Annotated in this window: 16 protein-coding genes; 5 read left to right on the top strand and 11 right to left on the bottom strand. The window is 46.6% G+C overall.

What is annotated here, in order from left to right:
* Positions 1-37: 37 nt before the first annotated feature.
* Positions 38-1,048 (bottom strand): tRNA preQ1(34) S-adenosylmethionine ribosyltransferase-isomerase QueA, encoded by a 1,011-nt coding sequence (queA, locus tag B3N33_RS01770; RefSeq protein ID WP_292591986.1) that lies wholly within the window; start codon positions 1,046-1,048, stop codon positions 38-40.
* Positions 1,029-2,081 (bottom strand): ribonuclease, encoded by a 1,053-nt coding sequence (locus tag B3N33_RS01775; protein ID WP_292591987.1) that lies wholly within the window; start codon positions 2,079-2,081, stop codon positions 1,029-1,031. The genes queA and B3N33_RS01775 overlap by 20 nt, the downstream gene beginning before the upstream one ends.
* Before the next feature lie 62 nt (positions 2,082-2,143).
* Between B3N33_RS01775 and rpmE the strand changes: the two genes are divergently transcribed.
* From rpmE to glgP, 3 genes are all read left to right on the top strand, one after another.
* Entirely contained in the window at positions 2,144-2,353 is a 210-nt protein-coding gene (gene rpmE, locus B3N33_RS01780; RefSeq protein WP_099829009.1) for a 50S ribosomal protein L31, read from the top strand.
* Positions 2,354-2,403: 50 nt separating this feature from the next.
* Positions 2,404-2,772: a S1 RNA-binding domain-containing protein gene (locus tag B3N33_RS01785; RefSeq protein ID WP_214059798.1), complete on the top strand. Its 369-nt coding sequence runs from the start codon at positions 2,404-2,406 to the stop codon at positions 2,770-2,772.
* A gap of 155 nt (positions 2,773-2,927) precedes the next feature.
* Positions 2,928-5,495, top strand: a complete 2,568-nt coding sequence (glgP, locus tag B3N33_RS01790) for an alpha-glucan family phosphorylase (RefSeq protein WP_292591988.1) — start codon at positions 2,928-2,930, stop codon at positions 5,493-5,495.
* Between the two features lie 28 nt (positions 5,496-5,523).
* Here the strand turns inward: glgP and B3N33_RS01795 are convergent, their stop codons facing one another.
* Genes B3N33_RS01795 through B3N33_RS01830 form a run of 8 tightly spaced genes read right to left on the bottom strand, consistent with a single transcriptional unit; the run spans position 5,524 to position 11,494 of the window.
* The gene (locus B3N33_RS01795) at positions 5,524-5,853 is read right to left on the bottom strand and encodes a hypothetical protein (protein ID WP_099829006.1); all 330 of its coding nucleotides are present in this window, start codon (positions 5,851-5,853) and stop codon (positions 5,524-5,526) included.
* A 7-nt stretch (positions 5,854-5,860) separates the two neighbouring features.
* Positions 5,861-6,655 carry a DUF72 domain-containing protein gene (locus tag B3N33_RS01800; RefSeq protein ID WP_292591989.1) on the bottom strand — a complete coding sequence of 265 codons (795 nt, stop codon included), beginning with the start codon at positions 6,653-6,655 and terminating at the stop codon, positions 5,861-5,863.
* A complete protein-coding gene (pduL, locus tag B3N33_RS01805; RefSeq protein WP_292589325.1) occupies positions 6,655-7,248 on the bottom strand; it encodes a phosphate propanoyltransferase in 594 nt (197 codons plus the stop codon). The genes B3N33_RS01800 and pduL overlap by 1 nt, the downstream gene beginning before the upstream one ends.
* 14 nt (positions 7,249-7,262) lie before the next feature.
* On the bottom strand, positions 7,263-8,369 hold the full coding sequence (locus B3N33_RS01810) for a GTPase (protein ID WP_292589323.1): 1,107 nt from the start codon (positions 8,367-8,369) through the stop codon (positions 7,263-7,265).
* Positions 8,366-9,418 (bottom strand): YqeG family HAD IIIA-type phosphatase, encoded by a 1,053-nt coding sequence (locus tag B3N33_RS01815; protein WP_292591990.1) that lies wholly within the window; start codon positions 9,416-9,418, stop codon positions 8,366-8,368. Before B3N33_RS01815 ends, B3N33_RS01810 begins: the two co-directional genes overlap by 4 nt.
* Positions 9,396-9,638 carry a DUF4911 domain-containing protein gene (locus B3N33_RS01820; protein ID WP_103134002.1) on the bottom strand — a complete coding sequence of 81 codons (243 nt, stop codon included), beginning with the start codon at positions 9,636-9,638 and terminating at the stop codon, positions 9,396-9,398. Before B3N33_RS01820 ends, B3N33_RS01815 begins: the two co-directional genes overlap by 23 nt.
* 9 nt (positions 9,639-9,647) lie before the next feature.
* Complete coding sequence (locus tag B3N33_RS01825; RefSeq protein ID WP_214060133.1) at positions 9,648-10,934, bottom strand: PhoH family protein; 1,287 nt, start codon at positions 10,932-10,934, stop codon at positions 9,648-9,650.
* Positions 10,935-10,936: 2 nt separating this feature from the next.
* Positions 10,937-11,494 carry a 3'-5' exonuclease gene (locus tag B3N33_RS01830; protein WP_099828999.1) on the bottom strand — a complete coding sequence of 186 codons (558 nt, stop codon included), beginning with the start codon at positions 11,492-11,494 and terminating at the stop codon, positions 10,937-10,939.
* 77 nt (positions 11,495-11,571) lie between these two features.
* Here B3N33_RS01830 and B3N33_RS01835 point away from each other — a divergent pair, with 77 nt between their 5' ends.
* Together B3N33_RS01835 and B3N33_RS01840 are read left to right on the top strand one after the other, a co-directional pair.
* On the top strand, positions 11,572-11,889 hold the full coding sequence (locus B3N33_RS01835) for a polyhydroxyalkanoic acid system family protein (RefSeq protein WP_292591992.1): 318 nt from the start codon (positions 11,572-11,574) through the stop codon (positions 11,887-11,889).
* A gap of 3 nt (positions 11,890-11,892) precedes the next feature.
* Complete coding sequence (locus B3N33_RS01840) at positions 11,893-12,645, top strand: histidinol-phosphatase HisJ family protein (protein ID WP_292589313.1); 753 nt, start codon at positions 11,893-11,895, stop codon at positions 12,643-12,645.
* 3 nt (positions 12,646-12,648) lie between these two features.
* Here B3N33_RS01840 and murJ read toward each other — a convergent pair whose 3' ends face one another.
* Positions 12,649-14,157: a murein biosynthesis integral membrane protein MurJ gene (gene murJ, locus B3N33_RS01845; protein ID WP_292589311.1), complete on the bottom strand. Its 1,509-nt coding sequence runs from the start codon at positions 14,155-14,157 to the stop codon at positions 12,649-12,651.
* Between the last annotated feature and the right edge of the window lie 34 nt (positions 14,158-14,191).

Below are 14,191 nucleotides of genomic sequence, written 5' to 3' on the forward strand. Positions count from 1 at the left end.
TAGCTACGAACTGCGACTGTCATGATCTACCCGAAGCTCACATAATAAAACATGCATCTCCAAAGGAGAAGAATCTGTATTTCATAGAGATAGCTTGTTTATAAGCAGAGAAAATCAATTCTCTCCCTGCAAAAGCAGAAACGAGCATAAGGAGAGTCGATTTTGGGAGATGAAAGTTTGTGACAAGCGAGTCGATTATCCGGAATCTGTAAGGTGGAAAGATGAATATATCCGTCTGGCCGCTGTCTCCCACGAGTTTCCCGTGTCGTGTCGCAATGCTTTCAAGAGTTCTAACTGTTGTGGTACCCACAGCGACAATTCTCCTGCATTCTGCTCTCGCGTCATTTATCCTCTTTGCCGTTTCCGATGATACCGTGAAGTACTCGCTATGCATTTTGTGCTCATTCAAGACCTCTGATTTCACCGGCCTGAATGTTCCTATTCCAACGTGAAGCGTGATGTACTCAATAGCGACTCCTTTGCTCTCAATGGATCCGAGAAGCTCATCCGTGAAGTGAAGCCCTGCGGTAGGGGCAGCGACTGAGCCCTCCCTCTGCGAATACACAGTCTGATAAGACTCGGGATTATCCGGATACTTGTGAATATACGGAGGAATCGCAAGGAGACCGGCCTCTTTTATCTCTTCATCGGCAGCTCCATGGAAGTCAAGGACTCTGCTAGAGTCTTCACAGTGTTCTACGACCTTACAAGAGATGCTTCTGAAGATAAGCTCATTTCCCAGCTTGATCTTGGAACCAGGTCTCACTATCGCTTTCCAGAGGCCTGAGCCCAGTTTTTCTATCAAGAGGGCTTCCACACTGGCACCTGTTTCCTTTCTACCTATTAGTCTCGCCGGGACGACCCGACTGTTGTTTAACACCAGAACATCACCCGGACGAAGGAGCTCAGTGATTTCTGAGAAGACTCTGTGTTCAAATAGGCCTGTCTCCCTGTTGATCACCAGTAGTCGAGAGCTGTCTCTCGGATCAGCAGGTTCCTGAGCAATCAATTCTTGTGGAAGATCGTAATCAAAGTCTGAGACTTTCATCTATGTCCTCCGGCCGCACTATCTTTATATCATCAACCAAATGATCCAGGAATCTGTCGTAGGTGACAACCACTGAGTTGTTCTCTCTCGCGAGGAAGATTATCCTATCATCAGCAGGTGAATAGGTCTCGACTTGTGGCAACGAGAGCAGTTTGTTAAGGCTTTCCTGCTGGAAACCGCCGAGAGTATACCTGATGTTGGCATCAAAGACGATCCTGTAAGGGAACAAGGCGATTCTACAAAACGACATTCTAAGGAAGAGGTCATCGATTCTGTTAAGATCGGCATGATCGCTCTTCGAGAATACTATATTGCTTCCATCTACAACTACCGATCTTGCGTGACTAGATAAGAGGACCGTTTTCACATACGGATGCGTGAACTTTAGATTCGCCAGTCCTCTCCTCTCCTGTCTGGACAGATTGGAAATCGCCCCTCTCAACAGCTCGAGTTCAGTGATGTTAGTATACACCGCTTGGCCAACTCTGTAAGCAAGATCGGGTTTCTGGGCTAAATCGTCTCTCTCGTACAGTAGCGCCGCCTCAAGCATGACGAAGTTCTGGATTCCATGTCTGCCGATTGACTTACAGAAGGAAAGCCATTCTTTATAGTCGTCTACCGATTTGATTTCCTTTATGATAGGGCCGGTAACGGGCGGGTTATTTCTGGGATCGATCAAGAAAAGCAAATGACCGATACTGGCCAGAGAAGCTTCCGACAGAGACGAAACATAATCGACCCTTTCTTCAGGTGATTTGTCTCGTTCTCTAAGGATGTCTATTGAAAACTCCATCTCTTCATAAGAGAGAGAGCTCAGATCGGGAATCCGTTTTCTTACCTTTGCGATTGCTGCACTACTCACAGGGTTCTTCTTAAGGTGACTGGACAGTCTTTCGATGTGTTCCTTTCTTTTGCTATAATAAGTATAGAAGCCCTGAGAAGAGGCCGACTGTTTGAGTCTACCCAAAACATCTGTAATCATCACTATTCTCCATTCTACGACAGCTTTCAGCCATAAGTAAGTCTTTGACACGCTTTCCTCTCTATGATATAATGAGTTTTGTGCAAATTACAACATGAAGAGGTGAAGCCCCGATGAAAAAAGAAATGCACCCTGAGATGAAGCTGATTACCGTAAAGTGTACCTGTGGCGCAGAACACAAATTCTTCTCGACAAAGGACAACATAAAGATTGACCTTTGTTCCAGCTGCCACCCCTTCTTCCGTGGAGATGCATCTTCAATGATTCTCGACACTGAAGGAAGAGTACAGAAGTTCAGAAACAAATACGGAGACAATTACTGAGTCAGCGTTCTGCGCTCTCTCAAGTATATAGTCAATTGGAGGTTAGTCATGTGAGTGTGAAAGTGGGTACCGTTGTTGAGGGAAGTGTAACTTCTGTCAAGAAATTCGGAGCGTACGTAAATCTTGAAGGCGGTGAGGAAGGGTTCATTCATATTTCCAAAGTGGCAAGAGAGTACGTGAAGAACATTGAAGACTATCTCAAAGTCGGTCAGAAAGTGGAAGCAAAGGTTCTTGGGACAACGAAGGACGGAAAGTGGGAGCTGTCAATCAAGGATCTCAAGGGCAAGGGTTCAGAAGAAGGAACGACAAGTCAGGACTTCGAAAAGAAATTGGCCAAGTTCATGAGAGATAGCGGCGAGAAGATATCTGCCTTTAAGAGAAGACTCGACAAGAAAAGAGGTATCCGTAAAAGGCCATAATGCAGAATAGTCCAAGAGATATAAAAAGGGAGCGGTGCTCCCTTTTTTGTTTGGCATACCGACCAGTAACAATGTGCAAGAGCACAATACAAGAGCAAGATCGTTCCTAACAAGGTATAATTGGACATAACACCAGAATTTAGGAGGGTATATTGATGTACTTCCTCGAAAGGGTTATGGCGGTACCGAGACTGCCAGAAAAACTGAATAGACTCGAAGAGATTGCGAGAAACCTTTGGTGGAGCTGGAATTACCCTGCTCAGCAAATGTTCAGATACATGGATCCTGAGATGTGGTATCAGGAGAAGAGAAGTCCGGTCCGTTTGCTTCGTAGGGTCAGCCAGAACAGACTTTATGAACTCTCTGAAGACAAAGACTTCGCGGAAATGTACGAAAGCGTAGTAAGGCAATTCGATGAGTATATTGCTGGGAAGGACACCTGGCTTGAAAGGGCCCATGGTGAGCGAAAGAATCAGTGTATAGCGTACTTCTGTGCGGAGTATGGCTTTCATGAATCCTTTCCAATCTATTCGGGCGGCCTTGGAATCCTAGCCGGTGATCATCTTAAGACAGCAAGCGATCTAGGACTTAACTTCGTCGCAGTCGGCCTTCTGTACAGGAATGGATACTTCGAGCAGATGATAGATGAATCTGGATGGCAGCAGAATATGTATCATTCCTATGAGTTTGAAGACTTCCCGGTAATTCCTGCGCTGGATGCTTCCGGTGATGAAGTGTTCGTGAATGTTGATTTTCCCGGAAGAAAAATATGGGCTAAGATATGGAAGGCAGCCATAGGCAGAACGTCGCTTTATCTTCTCGACACCGATATCCCTCAGAACGAGCCCGATGATAGAAAGATCACGGCTACTCTGTATGGTGGAGATCGCGAGATGAGAATAAAGCAGGAAATACTGTTAGGCATCGGTGGAGTTAGAGCCCTAAGAATGCTCGGATACTCTCCAAAAGTCTGGCATATGAATGAGGGTCACGCTGCCTTTTTGTCGGTCGAAAGAATAAGAGAGCTCGTTCAGAAAGACTCAATGGATTTCTCGACGGCTTCTATGATTGTCAAGACGAGCAGTGTCTTCACAACTCACACACCGGTCCCTGCAGGCAATGATACGTTCAGTCTCGACATGATTGACAAGTACTTCCGGGACTTCTGGAGCAAAATGAAGGCCGAAAGAGACGAATTCATGGATCTAGGGATCGAAAAGGTTCCAGGCGGGGGCCAACAATTCAGCATGACCGTTCTAGCGTTGAGATTGTCTGCGCTCGCCAATGGCGTAAGCAAGCTACACGGAAGAGTGAGCAGAAACCTGTGGAACCACATATATCCGGATTTGCCCGCAGTTGAGGTTCCAATAACCCACGTGACGAACGGTGTCCATATCTGGACGTGGCTCAATCCTAACCTCGTCGAGTTGCTCGACAAGTACCTGCCTAAAGGCTGGCACGAAAAGGTATACGACCCAGAGGTGTGGGAAGGGGTCGATAGCATTCCCGAAAAAGAGATTTGGGAGCTTCACATGTCCCTCAAGTCAAGGGCAAGAGGATTTCTTCAGGGCAGGCTTAAGAAGCAGAGAATGAGACTCGGAGAGACGATAGAAGATCTTCTGGAAGTAGAGGAAGCCCTTCCCGAAAATGTGCTCACAGTTGGTTTTGCCAGGAGATTTGCTACATACAAGCGCGCAACTCTTATCTTTAAGGACATCAACAGATTGAAATCAATAATCACTAACTCTGAAAGACCTGTCCAGTTTGTCTTTGCCGGAAAGGCCCATCCTGCAGACGATCCCGGCAAGGAGCTTATAAGAAAGCTTTATGAGATTTCCAGAACCCCCGAGTTCAAGAGTAGAGTAATCATCGTCGAGAACTACGATATGAATATCGCAAGGCATCTTGTCAGCGGGGTTGACATTTGGCTCAATACACCGAGGAGACCGCACGAAGCCAGCGGAACGAGCGGTGAGAAGGCAGGCATGAACGGCGTTTTGAATTTCAGCGTACTCGATGGCTGGTGGGTTGAAGGCTTCAATGGGGAAAACGGCTGGGCCATAGGAGACAACAGAGACTACAAGGACCATGAGCTCCAGGACAGAATAGACTCGGTCTCGATATATAGCACTCTGGAGAAGGAGATAATACCTCTCTATTACTCAAGAGACAAAGACGGTGTTGCAAGGCAATGGGCGAAAAGAATGAAGAACTCCATAAAGGAGATTGGGAGTAGATTCAATACTCACAGGATGATCATTGACTATGCGAACAATCTGTATTTCCCCGCTGCAGATCTTTCTGAAGAAGCTGAAAGAGATGGCTTCAAACTCGCCAAGAGCGCAGCCGTGTGGAAAGACAAGTTCAGTTCCAGCTGGAACGCCATAAGGATCAAACCTAACGTGCAGGGAGAATCCTCAGCCAAGTCAGTAAAGGTAGGTCAGGAGATATCTCTATCGGCAAATATCTATCTGGGTACACTCGATCCCTCTGAAGTTCTCGTCGAGATCTTCGTAGCAAAGATGAACGAAGAAGGAGAGCTGGACAGTTTCAGTCTGTACCCTATGAAGCTCGTTAAGGAAGACGTTCATGGAGAATACGTTTACGGAGGAAAGTTCACCGTATCCGAAGAGGGCGATCTGGCCTATACCGTAAGGGTAATTCCAAACCCTGACAAGTTGCCTGACAGATACTTCATACCTGCTGCGAAATGGATTGTATGAAAGAACCCGCCGCCTTTAGGGCGGGTTTTTAATTATTCATAGAGAAATCTGTCAAAGTTCTCTCGAACTCTCCAGAAGAAATCGCTCCCCATAGCAGCGACTTATACAGACCGGGAACGGTCATGATGGCTCTAAGTTCTTCATCAAGGAAGACTCTCTTCCTAGGGTCGTATTCACCGTCCAGAATGGTCTCTGTCGACTCTGAACCCGAAGAAATAATGCCGACAACCGCATTGTAGACTTCGGCAATCTCTGCTTCTCTTAGTCCCAGCTTTTGGAGCTGTTCGTAAATCTCGTGGCTTTCATTTCCCTCAGCTATCATCCTCAAAACAACATTTATATAATCAGGAAACGTCATCGTCTATTCAGGCACCTCCTAGCATTTCTCTCAATTGAATAGCGTTATGAATTGCCCTACCCATGTAGCAGTTGTTAAAGAACACATAGACGGGCATATCACGTTTATGAAATTGTAGCACATCGAGGGCAAAACTTCTCAGATCAACTTCCGAATAATCGTAGTTGTATCTTTCGCTTCCGCTACTTCTGAACCAGTTCGAGTTTCTGCCATGGAACCTGAAATAAGCACCTTTGGCACCGGCGCTGGGGATATAAGGAAACAACTCGCCGATAGATGGTTCATCGACCGTGACGGGTACTCCTCCAATCCTCTCCAGAGCTTCAAAAGTGGCCTTGTTCGCCCAACTATCGTGTCTGAACTCGAAAGCGAGAAGATTACTCTCTGGATCGAAAGAGTCGGCAACCTCTTCAAGATACATCACGTTTCCTTCATTGAATTTGAAAGACCACGGGAACTGAAAGAGAGTCGGACCCAATTTGCCCTCTTCTCTCATGGGAAGCAAAGCACTAAAGAACTCACTTGAGACTTCCCTTAGGCCCCTTGAATCACCCTTCCATAATTCATGAGTCACCCGGCCAGGCGCCTTCACAGAAAAAGTCATCTCCCCTGGAATCTTCCGTAAAATGCCTGTTATAGTCTTCAGCGATGGCATCCTGTAGTATGTGAAATTCAGTTCAACAGAATTGAACTTCCAGACAGAGTGATAATACCTGAGCATCTGGGAAGAGCTTATTCCTTCGGGGTAAGCAGTTCCTACCCAGTCGGGAAATGAGTATCCGCTCGTTCCCAAATAGATCACTATAGCTCCTCGATTATGTATACAGGATCGTTGTTGTTTATTATTGCAGCGTTGGCCTCATCAACATCGACATGGAATTCAAGCGCATAGCTGGAATGTACTCTGACTAGAACATCGTCGAAGATTACCCTTCTAGTCCCTTCACCTTCCGCGTAAACCATAACGATATCCTTGTCTTTCACACCATAGACTTCTGCATCCTCAGGAGTCATGTGTATGTGTCTTTTTGCCAGCATCACTCCTGAGTTCAGTACAACCGTTCCCTTTGGTCCTACAATCGTGAGACCGGCAGTCCCGGCATGGTCGCCAGAATCCTTTATCGGGGGTTTGATCCCCAGAGAGAAGGCATCGGTTCTGGATACTTCTATTTGTGTTGCCTTTCTTGCAGGCCCCAGTACCCTCACTCCTGTTATTGCTCCCTTCGGACCGACAAGGATCACTTTTTCGTCACATGCAAACTGTCCGGGTTGACCCAGATCCTTTATTGGAGTGAGCTGATGACCACTTCCAAAGAGTCTACCGATGTCTTCCTCACTCAGGTGCAAATGCCGATTCGAAACTCCAGATTTAATCGCAGGTTGCTTAAGCTTCACAAAAACACCTCCAGTTATCTATTCTTCTTGAACTTCTTAGAACCCACGAGCCCTTTTCTCACTTTCAAAGCTACGTTCTTAGGCCTGGTTAGACCTATTGTAAGTGGACCTTTAGCTACGTTTATCCACCCCAGGCCGCATATGTGAAGCTCCTGACCAGTACGAAGCCTGAATTCCTTAGCCTCCCATCTATACTTACCTCTTTTCGATCTATCAAAGGGAGGTCTCAGTATATCGCCGAACCAACTATCCCATTCTTTGGCAGCGGTGTTCGGGTTAGTTTCATGCACCGAGACGCTCTCCGGGACAAAAGTATGAAATATCCCGACTGGATCGCTCTGATTCTTCGCGTCTATCTTCACGAATCCGCCAAGGAAAACCGTTCGAACATCATGAAATTGAAAAGTAGATTTTTTGAGTCTTTTTCTGGCAAGAAGCCTGCTCTGATCCTCGGTACTCATCAAATCCGTCAACCTGTCGTTCGTGAAAATCCCCGGAGTATCGTAAACGGTCACAGCTGAGTTTTTCAGAGTCTTCGAAGCTACCTCTACAGTTGTTCCGGGGAAACGGCTCACTATTATCTCTTCTGAACGCATGAGCCCATTCAGAAGAGAGGACTTTCCAACATTAGTCACTCCTATCGAGACAAACTCCTCCGCTGCGGACTTCAGATAGGCGTAAAGCGAATTCAGTCCGTACTTGCCCAGTACAGAGACGGGTCTCACTCTGCTCACAGGCTCTTTGATAATGTCCGACGCCCACTCCCTTATCTCTTCAACCTTCACCTCTTTGGGAAGGAGATCTATCTTGTTTAAAACATAGTGAACGGAATGGTTCTTGAGTAGTTGAGAAATATCCTTCCTGTAGGTGCCGTCAAAATCGGAGATATCGATTACGTAAATCACTTCTCGCGCAAGCTTCAGGTACTCGTTAAGGTTATCGAGTGTATGTGACACGGAATCATTCTCAGGCAAAGAACTATAGTGCTTTATCAAGAAACACCTTCGGCACATTATCTCCTTGCCAGCCTGGAGCCTCGATTCCAAAACCAATTCAGGTAGGTATCCCAGTTCTTCCGGGTCTTCATGCTGCAGTTCCACACCACATCCGCTACATCTCATCTATCAAGCACCTCCACCTCCGGATGCTTTTTCATTTTGCTTAGAAGAAGACCTTCAGCCATTCTTACAAGCTTCGTCCAGAAGAATTCTCTCTCCGAAATAGGTTCGACCTTTATTGTGTACGCCCCTAGAAGATTACCCATAATCATATCTGTGAAGAGCTGGTCTCCCACTACCACTGTCTTGTATGATGGAATATCAAAGTCCTTAAGCACTCGTTTCGCTTTGAATGTCAGAGGCTTTCTAGCTCGGCTGATTACCCTTATTGAATCCAGCTCATCATCGATTCTGCCGAGCCTGCCCGGCTTGCCATTCGAAATTAGAACGACCTCCATACCCAGTCTTTCCACTCTGCTGAGAAGCAACCGTTTCTCCTTCGAGATCGAGCTTGCTCCCCAGGGCTCAAGGGTATTGTCGAAATCGAAGATCACAAGTTTATAACCGGACTCCTTCAACGCATCAAAATCAATGTCCATAACGCCTTCGGCAAACAAATGAGGCGTGGCCAGCCTTCCCGTTCTGAAGATCCAGCCAATACTGAAGAAGAAGACAAAATAAGCTGCAATCGTCATCTTCCCCAGAAGCCTCTTATACCACTTCTGGCTAATATCGACCAGTGGTGCCACCAAGATTGAATACATCCCCATTCTGTTCCCCGCAATAATATCTGTGAAGAAAAGGTCTCCTATTATTACTGTCTTCTCAGGCCGCGACTTCATATCGCTCAGAACCTTCCGGAGTTCCTTGGTACCGGGCTTCCTCATCGAGTGATAAATCCTGAGTTTTTCTCCAAAGAGGTCTCTTAGGTTCCTCACTCTGGATTGCGGACCGTTTGTGACAACAGCGACCTTCATCCCGGCAGCTATGAGATCGTCGATTACCGACTTATTCCTCATATCGAACGGCTCTCTCCAGACTGCTATCGTGTTGTCGTAGTCAAAGAGAATGGTGTTGTAACCTAGCCTCCGGAGCTTGTCGTAGTCTATCTTCCTCACATTCTCGGCTTTGTCGTTTGGTACGGCACTATCAAGTATGTCCAGGATTCGCACGAATCTCCACCACTTCCAAATCTATCCGCTTCTTGATACTCTGAAGGAAACTCTTAAGTTCCTCCAGCAGATCAGCAGGAACGATGATTTTGAGTAGACCTTCATCTGTAACATGCCTTATATTCATCAGATTGTCTTCTGCTTCCGCAATATAACACAATACGTGGATGTCTTCCGGCCTGATCCTAATAAAGAGATCATACTCCAGTGCTTCATTCATCCGACAACCTCACAGCAGCTCGGCAGCCAGACTCGCCAGTTCAGAGCGCTCACCCTTTGTAAGGGTCACGTGGCCCGCAAGCGATTTGTTTGTCAGCCTTGAAGCGGAGTAGGTCAACCCATTACTGTATGCATCAAGGTATGAATTATCAATCTGATAGGGGTCGCCGATCACGACTATCTTCGTGTTTTCGCCCACCCTCGTAATAATCGTCTTGACTTCGTGAGGCGAAAGATTCTGGGCCTCATCGATGATGAAGTATTGATTGGGAATGGACCTCCCCCTAATGTAACTTAAAACCTCTACCTGAAGTTGCTCTCCCTTCTTCATGAAGGCATTCAGGTCCATGTGGCGGTTGTTGAACAACATATAGAGATTGTCGTATATGGGAGTCATCCACGGGTTGATCTTCTCTTCCATCGAACCGGGAAGATAGCCGATGTCCTGGCCCATTGGAATGATCGGCCTTGCCACCAGGAGCCTCTCGTACTTCTTCTCATCCACTACTTTTCTCAACCCGCAGGCAAGAGAGATTAGTGTCTTTCCGGTGCCGGCCATTCCAGGTATGAACACGACCCTTATGCTATCGTCCAATAGAAGCTCCATTGCCATCATCTGCTCGCGGTTTCTCGGTTTTATACCCCAACTGCCAGACTCCATCGATACTTCAAGAGGAACTATCTTCTTCCCGTCCGGTACAACTCTTCCGAAAATCTCTCGTCCGAAATCAACAAACTCATTCGCCCCGACAGGTTCTGGCAGTCTTCCAGTTGAGAGCTCGTCCTTATTTATGAATTCATCCCTGAGAGAAGCATCATCTACTGTCGTTATGCCTGAAAGCTTGTCGTCGATCTCTACCTTGTCATGCAAATAGTCTTCTGCTTTAAGTCCCATAATATCTGCCTTTACTCGCATGTTTATGTCTTTGCTGACTAAAATGACAGGTAGTTTCTCTACGAGATTAAGCTCCATCATGTAAAGCAGAATGGCGTTGTCTTTGTAGTCGTTTGCAGCAAAAGGCGGCAGCTTGCTCTTGAATTCGTTGAACACTGCAATACGCAGTGTACCTCCTGATTCAAGCCTTATCCCCTCTGTGAGTCTCCCTTTCGATCTCAAGGAATCGAGAAACCTGTTAACCTTCCTTGCATTCTGACCGACAGAACCTGAGTTCTTCTTCAATTTATCTATCTCTTCCAGAACGGGAAAGGGAATAATAATGTTATTGTCCTCGAAATTAACAAAGCAATACGGATCGTGAACCAGAACGTTGGTGTCGAGAATGAAATCCTTAATCAAACCTAACCCCTCCACTTCTTTTCATATTTGATCATTTCGAATACTCCGCCCAGTCTCCTAGCCAAGGCAAGGAAGACCTTCGCCGTTACCCTCGCATCGTCCATAGCTCTGTGAGTAGGAACATCTCTTATCTTCAATCTCTTGGCAATATTGGTGAGGCTGTATGGACCTTCGAAAAAAACCTCATGAGCGATGTCAATCGTGTCTATATAGTTGTTTACGAGTGGCAGCACTCCCGTTTCCTTCGATGCGATATCGAAGAAAGTCATATCGTTCACGATGTTGTGCCCAACGAGTGTCGCCCCACCAACATAGTCGCGAAATCTTGGAAAGACCTCTGCCATAGTGGGCTCTTCCGACACATCTTCGTTCTTCAGTCCATGAATCCCAGTTATTTGCGCCGGTATCTTAACAAGTGGATTCACAAGAGACTGGAATGAGAGATTGTGCAGGATTTTGTTCCCATACACCGGGATTGCCGCTATTTCGAGAATTCTATCACCAGAGAGCGGACTGGACCCGGTGGTCTCCGTGTCAATGACTAAGTAGATCTTCTTCATTTCAAACCCTCCGTGAAAATTCTACCATGAGAACTGCTTACACTCCTGACCACTTGTTTACTATACAATTGAGTGAGGTGATCCAATTGAAAGAGCTATCAGTAACTGTAAATCATGATCTGGGCAGTGAGAACGCCAAGAAGAAGTTAATGAGAAGAATCGAAGAGCTTAAGAGTGATTATGAAGGGAAGTTCACTCTGGACTCGTCCTGGAAAGATGATTTTCTCGAGTTTCATCTGAAAGCGGCAGGGATTAAGACCGATGGCTATTTGAATGTCACTGAAAGCGAAGTATCTGTTAGTGGAACTCTTCCCATTTCTCTAGCCGTATTCAGAGGGAAGATCGAAAAGACATTGAAGGCAGAACTTGAGAAGCTTCTAAGTGACGGTGACTGAGAATTGCCGATAGATCTTCACAATCATAGCTTGTTTTCTCCAGACAGCGACACGCCTATAGAAGAGATAGTGAAAGAAGCCACTGGAAAGGGCTTGAAAGTGATAGGCATCTCCGATCATGACGATCTCGACACTTCTTTCCCACTCAGCTACAGGCTCAAGGATCCGGAGAGCTATCTGGAGAGTCTCTCCACCCTAAAAGAGAAATCGAACATAAAGGTTCTATCCGGACTTGAAGTGGGTCTCCAGTCATGCGCTAAGATACCGCCTGATGGAGACTTCGATTACTTCATCTATTCGGTACATGGAGTACCGGGAGTAACTGATCTTTCGGTAGAGAACCTTTGGACGCTCTACCTGGAAGAGGCTATCGAGGCGATTTCGGAAATAGAGAGGCCAGGCTTCTTCGGTCACATAGATTTTCTGAGAAGGTATATTCCAGGTCATAGACCTCTTGATAATCGAATTCTTCTGGACGAATTACTGAAAAGGCTTATTCGAGTTGGAATCGGAATAGAGATTAACACATCCGGCTGGCGGTACCCGTACAAAGAACCGAGTCCGCAGCGCTGGATCGTGGAGAGGTATGTTTCTCTTGGGGGAAGGGTCATAACTGCCGGGTCGGATTCTCACCGCAAGGAGGACGTTGGCAGCTACATACACGACGCCGTCTCTTTGCTAAAGGAGATTGGCGTGAAAGAGATCTTCTACTGTGAAAGGATGGAGTATGTTCCCATCCAGCTCCAGGAGATCTAGAGACTAACTTTCTCTTCCTCTCAGCAGATTCTTGAATTTCATTAAGTTACCAAGCCCGAGAATTCTTATAAATAGAAAGTACACTGCGGTCCCTGCAGTCAGAGTTATCAACGTTGAAATAGATCCCGTTCCAAAGACTGCCTTCCCAAAAAGCATTAGTCCGGACATGACAAGAGAAGCAACGATGATTTTCAGCATGGCCGTTACCTTCGCCTTTTCATATCCGGTCCATCTGAGGAGTGCTGCCGATACGATGACTGTACCGACAATTCCCGCAATACTTGTCGCTAGTGCCACACCCAAAGGTCCTATTGTAAAGCCGAGCAATATATCGAGAACCACATTCACACCAACCATGATCGCAGAGATTATTGTGGGCGTCCTGGGGCTCTTCCTTGCATAATATGCCCTTGATAGAACACCGTAAGATCCATAGAAAGGAAGTCCCAGAGTGTACCCGTAAAGGAGGGTTGTGGTTAAGGCCGTATCTGCAGGAGTGAATGAACCTCTCTCAAACAGAATGCGGACAATCCCTTCGCCGAGAACAAGAAGTCCCAGCGTTGAGGGGATAATCAAAAAGGCGAGAACGGTTAACGCGTCCCATAGAGAACTCCTGAATTTCTCCTTAGAACCTTCTCCGGTAAGTTTTGAAAGTTTCGGAAGCGCTACCGTGGCCACCGCGATTGCGAAGACGCCGAGAGGAAGCTGATAGAGCCGCTGGGCGTATCCAAGACTCGATACGGCTCCCCTCCCAAGCTCAGTTGACACTCTAATATCGACAAAGGAGTTGATTTCGTTGATCGCCGGGGAAATCGCAGAAAAAAGGAACAGGAGCAAGAAATCCCTGACATCGCTTTTGTTGTAGCCTGGCTTGAAGACAAAACCCTTTGATCTTGCGGAGAGAGCGACCACGCCGAGCTGGATGACTCCTCCGACAAGAAATCCGATCGTAGGACCGACAATTGGAGTTGAGAACCTTCCTGAAAGCAAAATTCCAGCGATCGTCGAGAGATTTATGAACATTGGTGAGACTGCCGCAATGAAAAAGGCATCGAGACTGTTGAGAACACCGCAGTAGACTGCCCAAAGAGATACTAGTACAATAAACGGAAAGGAAATCCTTATAAGTTGAGAGGTCAGTTCAAGAGCTGATTGATCGAAGCCTCCGGCAAAGGCTGAGGCAACCCCGTCAGAGAATAAGCTTCCCGCTGCTGAAATCGCGCCCGAGACAATAACTACGAATATGAGAACGGTAGAAGCGAACATAAAAGCTCTCTCTCTCGAGCTCTTCAGCTTCTCGTTGAATACTGGAACGAAAGCCATCGTCATCGCTCCATCTGCAAAGATCTTTCTGAGAAAGAAGGGAATCATGATCGCAACTAAATATGCGTCGTACTGAGCCGACGTGCCGAAATAGCTGGCAAAAAGGGAGTCTCTGACGAGACCCGTAATTCTTGATAACAACGTTGCTATTGCAAAAAGAGCCGTGCTTCTGACCGTGCTAGCCGTCATAGAAACCTCCAGAGAAGATTATAATACATGGTCG

The organism is Mesotoga sp. UBA5825 (assembly GCF_002432955.1).
Lineage (GTDB): Bacteria > Thermotogota > Thermotogae > Petrotogales > Kosmotogaceae > Mesotoga.

Excerpts from the sequence above, each read along its gene's own strand:
- queA (WP_292591986.1), bottom strand. The coding sequence starts at position 1,048 with ATGAAAGTCTCAGACTTTGATTACGATCTTCCACAAGAATTGATTGCT.
- rpmE (WP_099829009.1), top strand. The coding sequence starts at position 2,144 with ATGAAAAAAGAAATGCACCCTGAGATGAAGCTGATTACCGTAAAGTGT.
- glgP (WP_292591988.1), top strand. The coding sequence starts at position 2,928 with ATGTACTTCCTCGAAAGGGTTATGGCGGTACCGAGACTGCCAGAAAAA.
- B3N33_RS01795 (WP_099829006.1), bottom strand. The coding sequence starts at position 5,853 with ATGACGTTTCCTGATTATATAAATGTTGTTTTGAGGATGATAGCTGAG.
- B3N33_RS01810 (WP_292589323.1), bottom strand. The coding sequence starts at position 8,369 with ATGAGATGTAGCGGATGTGGTGTGGAACTGCAGCATGAAGACCCGGAA.
- B3N33_RS01820 (WP_103134002.1), bottom strand. The coding sequence starts at position 9,638 with ATGAATGAAGCACTGGAGTATGATCTCTTTATTAGGATCAGGCCGGAA.
- B3N33_RS01830 (WP_099828999.1), bottom strand. The coding sequence starts at position 11,494 with ATGAAGAAGATCTACTTAGTCATTGACACGGAGACCACCGGGTCCAGT.
- murJ (WP_292589311.1), bottom strand. The coding sequence starts at position 14,157 with ATGACGGCTAGCACGGTCAGAAGCACGGCTCTTTTTGCAATAGCAACG.